General features: G+C 69.9%; 13 protein-coding genes and 4 pseudogenes. 16 read left to right on the top strand and 1 reads right to left on the bottom strand.

The features are described from left to right. The first annotated feature begins 93 nt into the window (after positions 1–93). From CEB94_RS04795 to CEB94_RS04865, 16 genes and pseudogenes are all read left to right on the top strand, one after another. Positions 94–930, top strand: a complete 837-nt coding sequence (locus tag CEB94_RS04795) for an ATP-grasp domain-containing protein (protein WP_175430963.1) — start codon at positions 94–96, stop codon at positions 928–930. Between the two features lie 110 nt (positions 931–1,040). Next, positions 1,041–1,949, top strand: a pseudogene (locus tag CEB94_RS04800) (transposase). A gap of 114 nt (positions 1,950–2,063) precedes the next feature. After that, a pseudogene (locus CEB94_RS40740) lies at positions 2,064–2,324 on the top strand (SRPBCC family protein); the annotation flags it as partial. 163 nt (positions 2,325–2,487) lie between these two features. Beyond that, positions 2,488–3,455 (top strand): annotated as a pseudogene (locus tag CEB94_RS04810) (NAD(P)-dependent alcohol dehydrogenase); the annotation flags it as partial. Further along, positions 3,413–4,201: a transposase gene (locus tag CEB94_RS04815; protein ID WP_175430964.1), complete on the top strand. Its 789-nt coding sequence runs from the start codon at positions 3,413–3,415 to the stop codon at positions 4,199–4,201. The pseudogene CEB94_RS04810 and the gene CEB94_RS04815, both read left to right, overlap by 43 nt. A 252-nt stretch (positions 4,202–4,453) precedes the next feature. After that, positions 4,454–4,798 carry an effector-associated constant component EACC1 gene (locus CEB94_RS04820; RefSeq protein ID WP_175430965.1) on the top strand — a complete coding sequence of 115 codons (345 nt, stop codon included), beginning with the start codon at positions 4,454–4,456 and terminating at the stop codon, positions 4,796–4,798. Between the two features lie 37 nt (positions 4,799–4,835). Beyond that, complete coding sequence (locus CEB94_RS04825; RefSeq protein ID WP_175430966.1) at positions 4,836–6,506, top strand: caspase, EACC1-associated type; 1,671 nt, start codon at positions 4,836–4,838, stop codon at positions 6,504–6,506. Between the two features lie 118 nt (positions 6,507–6,624). Continuing rightward, positions 6,625–7,050: a hypothetical protein gene (locus CEB94_RS04830; RefSeq protein WP_175430967.1), complete on the top strand. Its 426-nt coding sequence runs from the start codon at positions 6,625–6,627 to the stop codon at positions 7,048–7,050. 86 nt (positions 7,051–7,136) lie between these two features. Continuing rightward, the gene (locus CEB94_RS41855; protein WP_342789587.1) at positions 7,137–7,559 is read left to right on the top strand and encodes a hypothetical protein; all 423 of its coding nucleotides are present in this window, start codon (positions 7,137–7,139) and stop codon (positions 7,557–7,559) included. A gap of 134 nt (positions 7,560–7,693) precedes the next feature. Then, positions 7,694–7,891 (top strand): hypothetical protein, encoded by a 198-nt coding sequence (locus CEB94_RS41860; RefSeq protein WP_342789588.1) that lies wholly within the window; start codon positions 7,694–7,696, stop codon positions 7,889–7,891. 13 nt (positions 7,892–7,904) lie between these two features. Further along, positions 7,905–8,606: a hypothetical protein gene (locus tag CEB94_RS04840; protein WP_175430968.1), complete on the top strand. Its 702-nt coding sequence runs from the start codon at positions 7,905–7,907 to the stop codon at positions 8,604–8,606. Positions 8,607–8,631: 25 nt separating this feature from the next. After that, on the top strand, positions 8,632–9,390 hold the full coding sequence (locus CEB94_RS04845) for a hypothetical protein (RefSeq protein ID WP_175430969.1): 759 nt from the start codon (positions 8,632–8,634) through the stop codon (positions 9,388–9,390). Beyond that, on the top strand, positions 9,387–10,034 hold the full coding sequence (locus CEB94_RS04850; RefSeq protein WP_175430970.1) for a hypothetical protein: 648 nt from the start codon (positions 9,387–9,389) through the stop codon (positions 10,032–10,034). Before CEB94_RS04845 ends, CEB94_RS04850 begins: the two co-directional genes overlap by 4 nt. Before the next feature lie 16 nt (positions 10,035–10,050). Then, a complete protein-coding gene (locus CEB94_RS04855; protein ID WP_175430971.1) occupies positions 10,051–10,464 on the top strand; it encodes a hypothetical protein in 414 nt (137 codons plus the stop codon). Positions 10,465–10,729: 265 nt separating this feature from the next. Next, positions 10,730–11,104 (top strand): annotated as a pseudogene (locus CEB94_RS04860) (hypothetical protein); the annotation flags it as partial. Between the two features lie 838 nt (positions 11,105–11,942). After that, on the top strand, positions 11,943–13,334 hold the full coding sequence (locus tag CEB94_RS04865) for an MFS transporter (protein ID WP_175430972.1): 1,392 nt from the start codon (positions 11,943–11,945) through the stop codon (positions 13,332–13,334). 51 nt (positions 13,335–13,385) lie between these two features. Here the strand turns inward: CEB94_RS04865 and CEB94_RS04870 are convergent, their stop codons facing one another. Then, positions 13,386–15,290, bottom strand: a complete 1,905-nt coding sequence (locus CEB94_RS04870) for a helix-turn-helix domain-containing protein (protein WP_175430973.1) — start codon at positions 15,288–15,290, stop codon at positions 13,386–13,388. Between the last annotated feature and the right edge of the window lie 20 nt (positions 15,291–15,310).

The following is a 15,310-nucleotide window of genomic DNA, read 5'->3' on the forward strand; positions in this document are numbered from 1 at the left end:
GGAGGCGTGCTGACATCCCGCGACCACGCGGCGGCCCGAGACCGTGTCCCGGGGGATAGGTAGGTTGGTGTCACCGTCTCAAGGAGATATACGATGCCTGACCGTCGCAGAGTTCTGTTCGTGACCGACCTCGCCTACCAAGCCCGGGGGCGGCGCTACTGCGACGAGGACATCTTCCTGACCTCCCGGCTGCGCGACGACTTCCACATCGCCTTGTGCCACCCGCTGGATGCCGCCGCGCTGATGGACGCCTTCGACGTGGTGGTGGTCCGCAACAGCGGGCCCGTGCTCCATTACCAGAAGGAGTACGACACCTTCCGGGAGCAGGCCACGGCCCACGGCACCCGGATCTACAACCCGCTGTCCGGCCGGGGCGACATGGCCGGCAAGCAGTACCTGCTGGACCTGACCGCCGCCGGATACCCGGTCATCCCCACCATCGACCAACCCAGTGACCTGCACCTGCTGCCCGAGGTCGGCCACTACGCGGTCAAGCCGAAGGCAGGTGCGGACTCCATCGGCCTGGCCTTCGTGCCCCGGGAGCAGCTGGGCGGCCTTGCCTACGGTGACATCCTGGTCCAGCCGCGTATCGACTTCCGCTACGAGGTGTCCTTCTACTACGTCGACGACGCCTTCCAGTACGCCCTTCACGCCCCTGATCCAGAGCGGCGCTGGGTCCTTGAGCCCTACGAGCCCACCGACGCCGACCTCACCTTCGCCCGGCGCTTCATCGACTGGAACACCCTCGACCACGGCATCCAGCGAGTGGACGCCTGCCGCACCCGGGAAGGCGAGCTACTCCTCGTCGAGCTGGAGGACCTCAACCCCTACCTGTCCCTGGACCTGGTCTCCGACCGGACCCGTGACTCCTTCGTGGCGAGTATGACGGCATCCCTCCACCGTTTCCTGGACGCTCACTCCCGCGCCTGAGGTGGCTTACGGGTCCGGAAAGTGATGCGCTCAAGGAATCGATGTCACAGCAGGGCCTGGGCCGGAACGCAGAGCGAGCCGCACGAGTTGGGGAGATTGCGACCTCTGCCATGGCCCGTACGGCTCTCTCGCACCGTACCTGCACTGGCATCTCCCGGCGTCGACTCGGTTCGCTTATCGCGGAATTGGCGCCGGGATGGATGGCGCGGGAGAACTCGCGGCTGCGGGAACGTCGAGGCCACGAGTGGCTGCGCGCCGAAGGCGGCGGGCCGGACCATCAACTGGTCTTCACGGATCGGGTGATCGCGACTCTGGTGGTCCTGCGGTTCCGCTCCCGCACGCCGCCCTGGCCCTCTTCTACGGAGTCGACCGCTCCACGGTCACCCGGGCCGTCCACGAGATCCGCCCGCTGCTGGCGGCGCGTGGTTTCGCGGTGCCCGGCGAGGCCGGGGTACGCCTGCACACGCTGACCGATGTCTTCGCCTACGCCGCCACGCGGGGCGTTGAACTGCCGCTGGACGGCACCGAGGTGCGAGTGCGGCGACCGCGGGCGGGCAGGCCGGGACGGCGCCCGTTCGTCTCCGGCAAGATGCGGCAGAACACCAAGAAAGCCACTGTCATCACCGACGAGAAGGGCCGCACCCTGTTCACCGGCGCCTTCCGCCCCGGTCGCATGCACGATCAGACGGCGGCAATAGAAGGGTATCGAGGACCTCTTCGAGCAGTACCCACAGGTCAAGGCCAAGGTCGATGCCGGATACCGGGGCCTGGCCAAACGGTTTCCCGACCAGGTCCAGGCCCCGCCGAAGAAGCACGGCAAGGACGCGTCGTCCGCGGAGATCGAGGCGTGGGAGGCCGCGCGGAAGCAGCAGTCCTCGATGCGGAACTGCGTCGAGCACGCCAACGCCGAGCACAAGCAGTGGCGGCCCCTCCAGCGATACGTCGGACGCCGCGAGTACTACGACGAAACCCACCTGGCGATCGCCGGCCTGGTCTCCGACCGCACCGCCAAGCGGTGATCAACCACCAGCCAACCCGCCAGGCCGACACAACCCGATCTCAGTCGCGCACCATACTGTTACTGGAGTTCGGTCTTCACCAGCTCCGCATCCGACCTGTGAGCGCTCGTACGGCAGTTCAACGCTCTGCCCGGCTGGCACCCCGCCATCAAGGCCAGCGAGATCACCGAAGGCGACAGCCCATCGGCACCCGGAGCGGTCCGTGTGCTGACCGGCACCGATGACAGCACCTACCGCGAGCGTCTCGTCGGCCTCGACGACGCCCACCGCGCCCTGACCTACGAGCTCCTCGACTCCCCGCTGCCGGTGAACGGCTACCGCTCGACCATGCGGGTCTGGCCCATAGCCGACACCCAAGGCGCCTTCCTCACCTGACACGCCACCTTCGACGCCGCCGACGGCCACACCCCCCAGCAGGCCGTGACCGCCGTCACCGAAGGCGCCTACGCCCCCGCGATCGCCGCACTGCATCAGACGCTCAGCTGACCACACCGGCGCAGTCGCACCCCCACGCAGCACCATCCGAAAGGACGTGACCGTGACTTCCACCGTCACCGCCTACGCCGACGCAGCCGCCGGAGAACCGCTCACCCGCACCACCACCGAGCGCCGGGACCTCGGCCCCCACGACGTAAAGACAGAGATCCACTACACCGGCGTCTGCCACAGTGACATCCACCAGGTCCACGGCGACTGGGGCAAGGGCCTATTCCCCATGGTCCCCGGCCACGAGATCGCCGGCATCGTCGCTGAGACCGGCTCCGAGGTCACCACCCGCCAGGTCGGCGACCGGGTCGGCGTCGGCGTCATCATCAACTCCTGCGGCCGCTGCGACAACTGCAACGACGGCCGACAGCAGTACTGCACCGGCGGCGGGTCCGTGGAAACCTACGGTGACATCGACCGCTACCGCAATGACGAGGCCACCCAGGGCGGCTACGCCAGCCACATCGTCGTCGACGAGAACTTCACCCTCCGCATCCCCGACGCACTCTCCTTCCAGGAAGCCGCCCCCCTGCTGTGCGCGGGCATCACCACCTACTCCCCGCTCAAGCACTGGAACGCCGGCCCGGCAAGAAGGTCGTCGTGATCGGCCTGGGCGGACTCGGCCACGTCGCCGTCAAGCTCGCCCACGACATGGGCGCCGACGTCACCGTCCTGTCGCAGTCCCTGCGCAAGAAGGACGACAGCCTGCGCCTGGGCGCCGACCACTACTACGCCACCAGCGACCCGAAGACCTTCGAAGAACTCGCAGGCACCTTCGACCTCATCATCTGCACCGTCTCCGCCCCGCTGGACGTCGACGCCCGCCTGTCCCTGCTGACGACCGAGGGCACCATGGTCTACCTCGGCGTCCCCGACCAGCCCATCTCCGCCGGCGTCTTCTCCCTGCTGGCCGGATGCCGCTCCCTGTCCGGCTCCCTGATCGGCGGCATCCCCGAGACGCAGGAAATGCTGGACTTGTGCGCCGAGCACGGCATCGGCGCCGACGCCGAGGTGGTACGTCGGAGCCGTCCTGGATAGCCCCGTTCACCGGGCTGAGCCCGCGTGCCTTCGGGAAGCTGGTGACCGTGCTGCGGCGCGAGGGTGCCGACGCGGTCCGAAAGGGCCGGCCGTGGGGCCTGTCCCTGGAGGACCGGGCGCTGCTGGTTACGGCGTACTGGCGCACAAATTTGACGATGCGCCAGCTCGCCCCGTTGTTCGGGGTGTCCAAGTCCGCGACGGACCGCGTAATTGACCATCTCGGGCCGATGCTCGCGCTCCAGCCCCGCAAACGGTTCGCCAAGGACACCGTGCTCATCGTGGACGGCACCTTGGTGCCCACCCGCGACCACACCATCGCCGAGCAGTCGAAGAACTACCGGTACTCCACCAACCATCAGGTCGTGATCGACGCCGACACCCGGCTCGTCGTCGTGGTCGGCCGACCGCTGCCCGGGAACCGCAACGACTGCAAGGCGTGGGAGGAATCCGGCGCCAAGGCCGCTGTCGGCAGGACAGTCACGATCGCGGACGGCGGCTATCCCGGCACGGGACTCGTCATGCCCCATCGCCGACGCAGAGGCGAAGAGCTGCCCGACTGGAAGGAAGCACACAACAAGTCCCACAAACAGGTCCGCGCCCGCGTCGAGCACGTCTTCGCCCGCATGAAGACCTGGAAGATCCTCCGCGACTGCCGTCTCAAAGGCGACGGAGTCCACTACGCCATGCACGGCATCGCCCGGATGCACAACCTCGCCCTCGCCGGATGAACGAGCGGGCCACACTGCGGCCAAGCACACTCGAGGTGACCGAAAGATCATTTACGGGACAGCCTTTAGCCCCCTCCCGCGGCAGCACGAGCACCAAGATCCCTTTCATCAGCGACAGCGCGCTCTCCAGACTCAACTGCACGCTGCACTACGGCACCGAGCCCCGCCTCGGCCCCAAAGTCCGGCCAGCTCTATGATGGACCGCCAGTTCGCACCCGCCATGGACGGGGACTCAGGGGGAGGGGCCTAGGCATGTCGGAGTACCGCATTTCCGTGGGCGGGAACTCGCCGGGACGGGACCTGCGTCAACTCACGCAGTGGCTCCGTCAGGACACGACGACCAGGACGGGGGCAACCATCACCCTCCAGCCAGCGCACCCCGCCGAGGGCCAGATGGGCGCAGCCCTCGACGTCATCGCGTTGGTCACGCAGTCAGGTTTTTCGACCGCCAGCCTGGCCTTGACGATCTGTGCCTGGCGACGGACCCGGCCGTCGACGCCGGTGGTCACCATCGAACGCAACGGCGTACGGGTGACGGTGGACTCCGATGACCCGGCTGAGGTCACCCGGATCGTCCGGGCACTGGAGAGCGAGTAACCGACGGATGCCGCTCCCCCGCCCGGAATCCTCACGGGTGGTCCTGATCGGCGTCGCGGACTACGACCACCTGCCGCCCCTCCCGGCCGTCCGGAACAACCTTGCGGCACTCGCCGACTTCTTCACCTCAGCACCAGGCTGGGGCCTGCCGCCCGAGCACTGCACGGTCGTCACCGACCCCAAACAGCCATCCGAATTCATCAACCCGGTCCAACAGGCAGCCGCCGAAGCCACCGACACCCTCCTCGTCTACTACAGCGGACACGGCCATCTCGACGACGAACTGCGGTACTCGGTCTCGGTCACCGGCTCCCGACAAGACGAGCCGTGGACCTGCCTGCCGTACGCATGGCTGAAGTCCGTGCTGATCCAAACCCGGGCGGAACGCCGGGTGGTGATCCTCGACAGCTGCTTCAGCGGACAAGCACACGGGCTGATGGCCGACGCGGCCGACGCGCTACGGGTGCAAGTGGCAACAACGGGAGCGGTGGTCATCAGCTCCGCCCGCCACGACCTGCCCGCGCTCGCACCGATCGGCGAGACCTACACCGCCTTCACCGGCGAACTGCTCCAGGTACTCACCCATGGCATCGCGGGCGGGCCCGCGGAGATCAGCGTCGACGCCGCCTATGCCCACGTCAAGGCGGCCTTGGCTGCACGGGGCCGCCCCACACCTGACCGAACAGGTACCGACACCTCCGGCGCCCTGCTCATCGCGCGCAACCCCGGCTTCCGGCCGCACACCCCCGCGGCTGCTCCGCGACCCGTTCCCGGGACACATCTGCAGGCACTGGCCAACCGGCTGTTCCCGCTGCCGGCGGACGTGCGAAGCACGAACCGACGCTACGTGGAACCGACCTCGGTCAGTGAGCGAGCGGAGCCGCCCCCGGTCGGCGAGCGATACGAGATCCTCCTCCCTCTCGGGAGGGGAGGCATGGGAACCGTGCATGTGGCCTATGACCGTCTCCTGGACCGGCGGGTCGCGTTGAAGTCAATTCAGATTCACGGAGCCGATGAACCGTTTGAGCGGCAGGTCTTCTGGTCCGAGGTACGCGTCGCGGCGGCGTTGAGCCACCCGAACGTGGCTGCGATCCACGACGTGGTCGAGAGCAAGGCCGGGCGCTTCTTCGTGATGGAGCTTGTCCCGGGAATCGATCTGTCGACTGCGCTCGGTGAGGGGCCGCTGTCGCCCGATCAGGCTGCGGAGGCCGTCCATGACGTGCTGTCCGGGCTGGAGGCCGCCCACCAACGTGGGGTGGTCCACTGCGACGTCAAACCAGGCAACATCATGCTGACGCCGAACGGCAGGGTCAAGATCCTCGACTTCGGGGTCTCCCACGTCATCACAGAGGAGGGGCGGGGACCCCTGCACCGAGGTGACGGGACCATGGTGGGCACGCCCGTCTACATGGCACCTGAAAGTCTCCTCGGCCAACTTCCGACCACATCCGCCGACATCTATGGCGCGGGGGTGGTGTTCTACGAACTGTGTACCGGACAACCGCCGTTCCTTGCCGACAATGTCGCCAAGGTGGCGGCGCTCAAGAACGCGGGTCCTGCCACGCCGCCAAGCCAGATCCTCCCCACACTGCCCTCCACGTATCAGACGATCATCATGCGGGCCCTTGAGCGTGATCCCCGGGAGCGGTACAGCAGTGCTGCCGAGATGCGCGCCGCGATCGCAGCCGCCCTTTACGGCGCGAACTGACCCGCCGAGGCACCACCGAGCCGGGCGCAACATAGCCGCAGATCGCCGGTTAGCCAAACCGGCGATCTTCCGGACCATTGTTCCTCCCACCCCGCCCCCCTCGCGTGGAAGGAATCTCATGTCCCAGCCCCCTCCCACGTCGGCCTTCGCGCCGACTCCCGACCCGCTCACCCCCGACCGGGACATCACCCACGCCCACTTCCAGGCCGGTGACACCGTCGTCGTCCTGAAGGGGGTGGCCGGCGGGGAACTGTGGGGGGACGCGATGCGCGTCGTGGCCCCGTCCTGGCACACCCCGACCGACGAGGACGGATGGCGGCTGCGGGATGCGACCGGCGGAGTCCAGTCCTACATCACCGGCCACCCCCGCTACTTCGTTCATCTCTCGCGCCGCTGCCCGGACTGCCTTATCTACCTGCGGGCCATGGAGAATGCTCTCCTGCTGCGGTTCGCCGACCGCGACAAGCTGATCGACTGCGGCTGGTACACCACCACCGCCCTGGGCCAGCTCGTGCACATCGCCGACATCCGGGGCGGCCGGTGATCCCCCGCCTCCACGAGCGCAGCCACACGCCGAGCGATGCACTCGCCGAGGCGCTGGGGCGATCCCTCTCTCCGAAAGAGAGCCTGATGGAGTACACCATCGTCGCCCACTGGCCGGGCCTCGACTACTACACCCTCGGCGACGAGCAGAGGATCTGGACGTCAGTCGAGTGGGCCGAGCACCTCGAAGATCCGTACCTGGAGCATCCGTTCGCGGCCAGCCCGGACAACAGCCGGCGGGCGATTCTCCACCTCGACGCCCGGCTTCACCCGGGCGACAGGGAGCTGACCGGTCCCGAGTGGGCTGAAATCGCCCACCGGTTCGCGCGGGCCGCCGGTGTCGAGATTCCCGGCAAGGAGCACGGCTGCCGGTGGATCGCCGTTCAGGCCCAATCCGGACGCCTCGACCTGATCGCCAACCTGATCCGCCTCGACGGCGCGTGGCACGCCCGCCCACGGACATCCTGCGGCGCCTCTCGGACGAGGCGCGCTGCATCGAGCAGGACCTGAACCTGATCCCCGCACGCACCGGACCCACAACACGATCCGCTGTCCGTACGGCTCCCACCGCATCCGCGCAGTTCGCAAGCGTCCTCACCCAGCTCGCCGACGAGCAGGCTGGCCCGCTGGCCACGGTCCGCGGATTGGTCGAGCACACCGCTCACCGCATCGCCCGCCAGCCGGGGGCCGCCGGCACCGACACGGCGCACCGCCTGGAGCTGATCGCCCGCCGCCTCTACGCCATCCAGGAGGACCTGGACACCACCGCCGCCCACTTGGTCCAGGCCCGAGTCGCCGCCGCTCCGGCCACCGCCCGCAACACCGCCCACCGATCTCCGTAGGAGAAACGCCTCATTGGCCCGTACCGACCGCTTCCTGGACATCCGCCGTGACCCGCATTCCGACGAACTCCTCGCCCGAGGCGGCGACTCCGAGGCGCACAGCGTTCTCCAGCGCGCGGGCTTCATCGCCGTCGTCCGCCTCCACGAGACCTACCACCGCGCACCCGCCGGCCTCACCGAGGGCGACGAGTCCCGTCTCGCCACCGACGCCGTCGCCCGCCTGCGGGCCACCGGGTACCACGTCGACTGCGACGGGCCCTTCGACACCGAAGCCCGGCCCGCCCGCTATCCCGCGCTCGGTGCCTCGGTCTCCCACCTCGCCGGGCGTCTACGCAAGGCCACCGACACCGCTGAGGCAGCCGACATCCTCACCGAACTGACCGCGCCCCACGACGGCGTCCTCGCCGGGTTCGGGGAAACACTCGGCGCCTTGGCGGAGTTCTTCGACGGCCTTGGCAACGCGAGCGATCCGCACACCGCCCGGCGCCTGCGCTACCTCGCCGACGAATACGTACGTGTCATCCACTCCGACCTCGCGCACACCCGCGAACGGATGGCCGACCGGCACGCCCCTCACCCCGGCCGGCGTAACTGCGACGAGCAGGTTCCCGACCACGAGCCCGAACGCTCCGCGGTGTGCGCCTGCCCACCGCCGCCGCGTGCGCTGCCGGCCCCGGCACCGCCGCCCGTCGGTGCCACCCGCCTTCGCCGCTGAGCCCCTGCAACTGCCCAAGGACACCATGCACGACCACGACACCTCCGAGCGCCTCGCCTCGTACGCCGACGTCCTCGCCGGTGAACTCCCCGACACCTGGACCAGCTCCCACCTCTCACCGGACGCCAAGGACGACCTCACCGAACTCGCCGACCGCATCTGGGACCTGGACCTAGTCGCCGCCTCCCTCGCCGAACACCCGCTGAACCAGGCTGCCATCCTGAGCCGCCCGGACGGCGCGCAGCTGGTCCTTCTGGACCGGCACGACGAGCACAACGGCTTCCTGATCGCTGCCGTCGCCCCGCGTGCCCTGCCCGACGAGGCGTACCGCGCCGTCCCCGAGCCCAACGGCATCGCCCTGGCGGACGACCCTTTCCTGAGTGCTGAGCAGGTCGCCGGTGATCTGCTGGCCCGCTACGACCGTGCGCTCACCCAGGTCCGGCACAACGCCCTGGGCGGCATCCAGCCCTCCCAGCCGGACCGGGTCGTCCTGACCTGGCAGCCGGACGGCAGCGTCGCCGCCGCCCCCGCCGACGGCCGGGCTGGCCCGATCCTCGTCGCCCACGGCTTCGTCCAGGACCCGGACAGCGGCATCTACCGCCTGGGGGGCGACGACACCCAGGCCCAGGCCCGCGCCGTGCGCGAGATCGGACCGCAGCTCGACGCACTCGGCATCGGCACCGCTCTCCAGCACCCCGCCGGCCGACACGCGCCCACCTCCACCGCGGCTTCCATGCCACCCGTACCGGCCGGCACTCGTACGCCGTCCGCCAGGACTCGATGAACCCTAAGGAGCCCGACTTCTGGGTCCTGGAGTACGTCACCATCACCAAGGACGCCCGCACCGGCCTGGTCGTCGCCATCGGCGGCACCGAGAAGGCGGCGGACATCCTCCAGCGGACCGGTGGCTTCCTCTCCGCACCAGGCCCCCGCGGGGACTACCACCGTCTTCCGCACGGGCTGCCCATCGAGCAGCAGCGCCTGAAGGCGACCACCGCCTCGCACGCCCTGCTCGCCGCCGGCCACAGCGTCCACCTCGACCCGGCCCTCAACATGCTGGCCATCCCGGACGGCGAACGTGAGGCAGCCCTGCGCTACCTCGCCCGTCTCACCGAGCAGGTCGCCGCCGCTGAGACCAGCAGTCAGGTGGCCGAGGTCCTGACCGAGGTCGCTGCCCCCGTGCACGGGCTGCTGCCCCTGACCAGGGAAGTGATCGTCCGAGCCTGGATCGCCGCCAGCGATCTCCAAGGCGCCAGGCCCGGTGAGGAACCCGAGCCCATCGCACGGCTCGGGGGCACCGCCGACTCCTTGAGCGAAGCCGCCCGCGTCATCCTGCGCGCCCGCAACCACGCCGCCCGCCCTGCGCAGCCGCCAGCCACCGCGCCTGCGCCGGGCCGCGTCCAGCCCCCTATATTCCGCCGCCGTTGACCCCGGAGAGAAACGTATGGCCAACCTCGCCGACGAGTACGGCACGGACGTCGAGATCTACATCAGGGCCCTGACGACCACCATCCACGCCGACACCCCCACCGGCGCCCCCGCTGGGCTCCACGGCCTGCTGGAACAGCTCGGCCTGGAACGCCACGAGTACCCCGCCGACACGCCCATCTATATCTGGCACACCGTGCCCGAACACCTCGGTGCCGACGAGCAGAAGCGCCTGGCGACCCGCGCCATCCCTGCCCTGCTCCTGGCCGGGTACGAGGTCAACTGCGCGCCCGACGTCTTCGACGAAGCCACCTACCGACAGGCCGTGCACGACCTCCGCACCCGAGCGGCCCGCCCTGCCGCACGGCCACAGGCACCGGCCGCATCCCCCTCGCACCCAGTCCCGGCCCCGGCCCGCCGCACCCCGTGAGCCGCCCGGGCGGCCCCGGCACCACGCCGGGGTCGCCCACCGCACCGCCCGATTCCCGGAGAAACCCGCATACCCACACCGATCAGCAACCGGCTCAAGCCCCGACTCGCCACGGCTCTCTTCCGCCGCTATCTACGCGCCTGCATCCCGACCGGCCCCAACCACCCCTCCCCGCTGGCCGGCGCCCGACCGGAGGGCGTCCTCGCCGAGAAGCAGCGCGTCGGGCAGCCCCACCACCACTGACCGTCCACGGACCCGGAGGAGCATGTCCCACCCCGCCCCCTACCCGGTCAGTCTGGCCGACGAGATCACCCGCCAGCTCGGCCAGCTCGCCGACCACCTGTCTCAACTTCCCCCGCCCCAGGCCGCTCAGGTCATCGCCCGCGTTCTCGACCCGGACGCCGGAGTCCTCGGCGGCGTCACCCACCTCGTCGCCACCGGCAGCGTGTTCGCCAAGGACCAGGCAGAGCGAGGCACGCTCCCCGCGGAGGTATGGCTCGCTCTGGGCCGCGCCTCGAACGAGTTGCACGACATCACCCTCGACCTGGACGAACACCAAGACACCCTCCAGCGCGTCGGCACCCAGCCCGCTCCTACAGCGGCGAAACTCCCGGCGCTCGCACCGCTCGTCGTCCGGCGGTGCCAGGTGGGACTGTCATGGCTCAGAACGGGTGGCCACCACCCTGCAACCACGGCCGGCGGATTGTCGGCCTGTGCCAGCAGCTTGCGGGCTCCAGCGTGCAGGGCGGTGTTGGCCCGGTGCCACTGACTGGCCGGGAGTGCGAGCAAGTTGACGCAGGGCCCGACCGCTGCATGCCGTCGGGCGGCCGGCCCGAGCGAGAGTTTCACTCATCGGCGCCGATCATCAATCCAACGAGCGAGACGAAGGCCCTCATCGTCGATCAAGATCCGGACCATTCACGGGCCAACGACTCCGACGAGGTGTCCATGGCTGCTATGTGCGCAGGTCAGCGGCGTGTTGGCGGTGTACCACCAGCAGACGAAGAATCTGCTGGGAGGGACGGGACCTCGCCATGTGCTGCTACCCGCGGGAGGACACACCGGCAGGTATGCACCCTCGTCGGGGGGTTGCCCATAGTTCCGCGATACATGTCGCCACATCGGTGGCGACCACCTACCAAGGCTCGCCCGATCTGGCCCAATTTGACGCAGTGTAGTCAGCACCAAGTCAGCACGGGAGAGGTGAGAACGGGTGATGACATGCGCTTTTAGTCAGCACCAAACCAGCACGGGAGTCAGCACCCCACCACCAAATCATGCCCGAACAGTGCAACCCGGACAGCGCTTTGCCGGGCTCGGTTGGGGCTCTCGCGGAGACTCCAGCGGCACCCTCATGGTGGCCGCACGCACCTCCACACCCAGAACTATGGTGCCCCACCACATGTGCCACTGACCTGCGCATTCCTACGGTATGGCGACACGAACACGTCCCCGCCAACCGCTTGGAAGTGGTGCCGATGTCCTCCCCCGCAACCGCTCCCCCACCCCCCGCCAGCCTCAAACGCATCGTCGCCGCCAGCCTCATCGGCACCACCATCGAGTGGTACGACTTCTTCCTCTACGGCTCCGCCGCCGCGCTCGTGTTCAACAAGCTGTTCTTCCCGGACTCCGACCCGCTCGTCGGCACGCTGCTGTCGTTCCTGACGTACGCGGTCGGGTTCGCCGCCCGGCCGCTGGGCGCGCTGGTGTTCGGGCACTACGGCGACCGGCTCGGACGCAAGAAGCTGCTGGTGCTGAGTCTGCTGCTGATGGGCGGGGCGACCTTCGCCATCGGGCTGCTGCCGACGCACGCCTCCATCGGATCCGCCGCGCCGGTGCTGCTCACCGTGCTCCGGCTGGTCCAGGGGTTCGCGCTCGGCGGTGAGTGGGGCGGCGCTGTGCTGCTGGTGTCGGAGCACGGGGACGCGCGGCGGCGCGGGTTCTGGGCGTCGTGGCCGCAGACCGGAGCGCCGGCGGGGCAGCTTCTCGCCACCGGGGTGCTGTCACTGCTCACGGCCCTGCTGTCGGACGCCGCGTTCGGAAGCTGGGGCTGGCGGGTGCCGTTCCTGCTCTCCGGGGTGCTGGTCATCGTCGGTTTGTGGATTCGTCTGTCTGTCGATGAATCGCCGGTCTTCAAGCAGGCGCTGGCGCAGGCCGAGGCCCGCAGGGCGGACGTCGCGGCGGAGGCCGAGAAGCTGCCGCTCGTCTCCGTACTGCGGCACCACTGGCGCGACGTCCTGGTCGCCATGGGGGCGCGCATGGCGGAGAACATCAGCTACTACGTCATCACCGCGTTCATCCTCGTCTACGCCACCACCTCGGCCGGCGTCTCCAAGCAGACCGCGCTGAACGCGGTGCTCATCGCCTCGGCCGTGCACTTCGCCGTCATCCCGGCGTGGGGCGCGCTGTCCGACCGGATCGGCCGACGGCCCGTGTATCTGATGGGTGCGGTGGGTGTCGGGCTGTGGATGTTCCCGTTCTTCTCGCTGATCGACACCGGCGGCTTCGGCAACCTGATCCTCGCCGTCACCGTCGGGCTGGTCCTGCACGGGGCGATGTACGCGCCCCAGGCCGCGTTCTTCACCGAGATGTTCGCGACGCGCATGCGCTACTCCGGTGCGTCGATCGGCGCCCAGTTCGCCTCGGTCGCGGCGGGCGCGCCCGCGCCGCTGATCGCCACCGCGCTGCTGTCCGACTACGGCAGCTCCACACCGATCGCACTGTACGTCATCGCCGCTGCCGTGCTCACGGTCATCGCGGTGGCGGCGGCCGAGGAAACGCGCCACCGGGACCTGGCCGACGTCGCTCTTCCCACCGGCCCGGGAGCGGACCGGACGACCGCCGCGGCGCAGGACGCCCGCACCACCTGACTCAGCGAGGACGCGTGATCCACGGCCCCCGTACCTCCCTGCGTACGGGGGTCAGTGTTGTGCCGGCGCCGACAACTGGTGCAGGCGCAGAGCGAGTTGGATCTCCAGTGCCCGCGCCGGGCTCTGCCAGTCGTCGCCGAGGAGGCGGCCGACGCGCTCCAGGCGCTGGGCGACCGTGTTCACATGGACGTGCAGTCGGTCCTTGGTGCGGGCGGGGCTCATGCCGCAGGCGAAGTACGCGTCGAGGGTGCGCAGCAGTTCCGTGCCGCGCCGCCGGTCGTAGGCGACGACCTGGCCGATGGTGCGGTCGACGAAACCCGGGATGTCCCGGTCGCCGGCCAGGAGCAGTCCCAGGAAGCCGAAGTCCTCGGCGGCGGCCCCGTCCCCACAGCGGCCGAGGACGCGCAGGGCCTCCAGGCAGCGGCGGGCCTCCGCGTAGGCCGTCGCCACGGTCTCGGGGCAGGTGGCAAGGTCCTCGGCGGGTGCGGATGCGCCGACCGTGACCGGTGCGTGGACCGCTGTGCCCAGGTGCCGGGCGGCGCGGCGGGCCAGGCCGGTGGCGGTGTCGCCGGGGCGCAGGGGCAGCAGCAGGACGGTGCCGCCGTCGCGCACGGCGGCCAGGCCGTGCCGGGTCGCGGCCAGGTGGGACGCCGCCGCTGCCAGGCGTCTGCGGGCGTCCGCCTCCTGGTCGGCATCGGCCGCGACGCCCTCCAGCCGCGCGGCCAGCACCACATGGAGTGCGTCGAGGTCGGCGTGCAGCCGGGCCGCGCGCTCCCGCAGCAGGCGCGGGTCGCGGTCACGGGCGTCCAGCAGGTCGTCCAGCAGCTCACCGCGCACGCGCTGTTCGGCCTCGGCGGCGGATCTGCGGGCCAGGAGCAGCAGGGAGGTGACCATGGCGGCACGCTCCAGGGTGCGCTGGTCGACGGGGTCGAGTCCCGGGTGCCCCCGCAGCACCAGTGCGCCGAGCAGTTCGCCGCCGGCGGCGACCGCGGCGACCCAGTCGGTCTCGTGCAGCACCGCGTGCCCCTCCGCACCGGACTTCTCCAGGGCTCCGGCGGGTGCCGCGCCGGCCTCGGCGAACTCGACGGTGCCGTCGAGGATCTCGGAGACCGCGGCAGCCACGTCGTGCACCCCGCCGCCGCGCAGGACGAGCTCGGCGAGCCGGTCGTGCACGTCGGAGGCGCGCTCGATGACGCCGCTGCGGTCCCGGATGATCTCGTTCGCCCGCTCCAGGCCGGCGACGGCCGAGCGGGTCTCGGCGAGCAGGTTGGCGGTGTCGATGGCGGCCGCGGCGAGGGCGGCGAAGGAGCCGAGCAGGGCGATCTGCTCCCGCTCGAAGACCCGGGCGCGGCGGTCCGCGGCGAACAGCACGCCGATGACGTGGTGCCCGAGTGTCAGCGGCACCCCGAGGATGGCCACCAGCCCCTCGTCCCGCACGCCCGCGTCGATGGTGAGGGTGTGCTGGAAGCGGTCGTCCTTGAAGTAGTCGTCGGTGACATAGGGGCGCGCGGTCTGTGCGACCAGGCCGCCGAGTCCCTCTCCCATGCCGAGCCGCAGCTGCTGGAACCGGGCCGCGACCGAGCCCTCGGTGACCCGCATGTAAGTGTCGCCGCGCTCCGTGTCGTTCAGGCTGAGGTAGGCGACGTCCGTGCCCAGCAGCGAGCGGGCGCGCTGCACGATCGCCTGGAGTACCGCGTCGAGGTCGCGCAGCCCGGCGAGGTCGTGGGCGGTCTCGAACAGGGCGGACAGCTCGGCCTCGCGCCGGCGTCGTCCCTCCAGCTCGGCGCGCACGCGCAGGGCGAGCGGCTTGGCCTGCCGGAGCGTGGCGATCCACTCCGCCGAGCGCCCTTCGGCACGCGCGAGCAGTTCCGGCTGCTCATAGGCGTCGGCCGACGCGCCCCGGGCCAGGAGCTCGAGGAACGGCATCTCGGTGGACTGCACGTGATCGCTGGACATGCTCACAGGATTCACCATGA

This window comes from Streptomyces hawaiiensis (genome assembly GCF_004803895.1).
In the GTDB taxonomy this organism is placed as follows: Bacteria; Actinomycetota; Actinomycetes; order Streptomycetales; family Streptomycetaceae; genus Streptomyces; species Streptomyces hawaiiensis.

Bases quoted from the DNA above. Each gene is read 5' to 3' on its own strand.
- CEB94_RS04795 (WP_175430963.1), top strand. From the start codon at position 94: ATGCCTGACCGTCGCAGAGTTCTGTTCGTGACCGACCTCGCCTACCAA.
- CEB94_RS04820 (WP_175430965.1), top strand. From the start codon at position 4,454: ATGTCGGAGTACCGCATTTCCGTGGGCGGGAACTCGCCGGGACGGGAC.
- CEB94_RS04830 (WP_175430967.1), top strand. From the start codon at position 6,625: ATGTCCCAGCCCCCTCCCACGTCGGCCTTCGCGCCGACTCCCGACCCG.
- CEB94_RS41855 (WP_342789587.1), top strand. From the start codon at position 7,137: ATGGAGTACACCATCGTCGCCCACTGGCCGGGCCTCGACTACTACACC.
- CEB94_RS04845 (WP_175430969.1), top strand. From the start codon at position 8,632: ATGCACGACCACGACACCTCCGAGCGCCTCGCCTCGTACGCCGACGTC.
- CEB94_RS04850 (WP_175430970.1), top strand. From the start codon at position 9,387: ATGAACCCTAAGGAGCCCGACTTCTGGGTCCTGGAGTACGTCACCATC.
- CEB94_RS04855 (WP_175430971.1), top strand. From the start codon at position 10,051: ATGGCCAACCTCGCCGACGAGTACGGCACGGACGTCGAGATCTACATC.
- CEB94_RS04865 (WP_175430972.1), top strand. From the start codon at position 11,943: ATGTCCTCCCCCGCAACCGCTCCCCCACCCCCCGCCAGCCTCAAACGC.
- CEB94_RS04870 (WP_175430973.1), bottom strand. From the start codon at position 15,290: ATGTCCAGCGATCACGTGCAGTCCACCGAGATGCCGTTCCTCGAGCTC.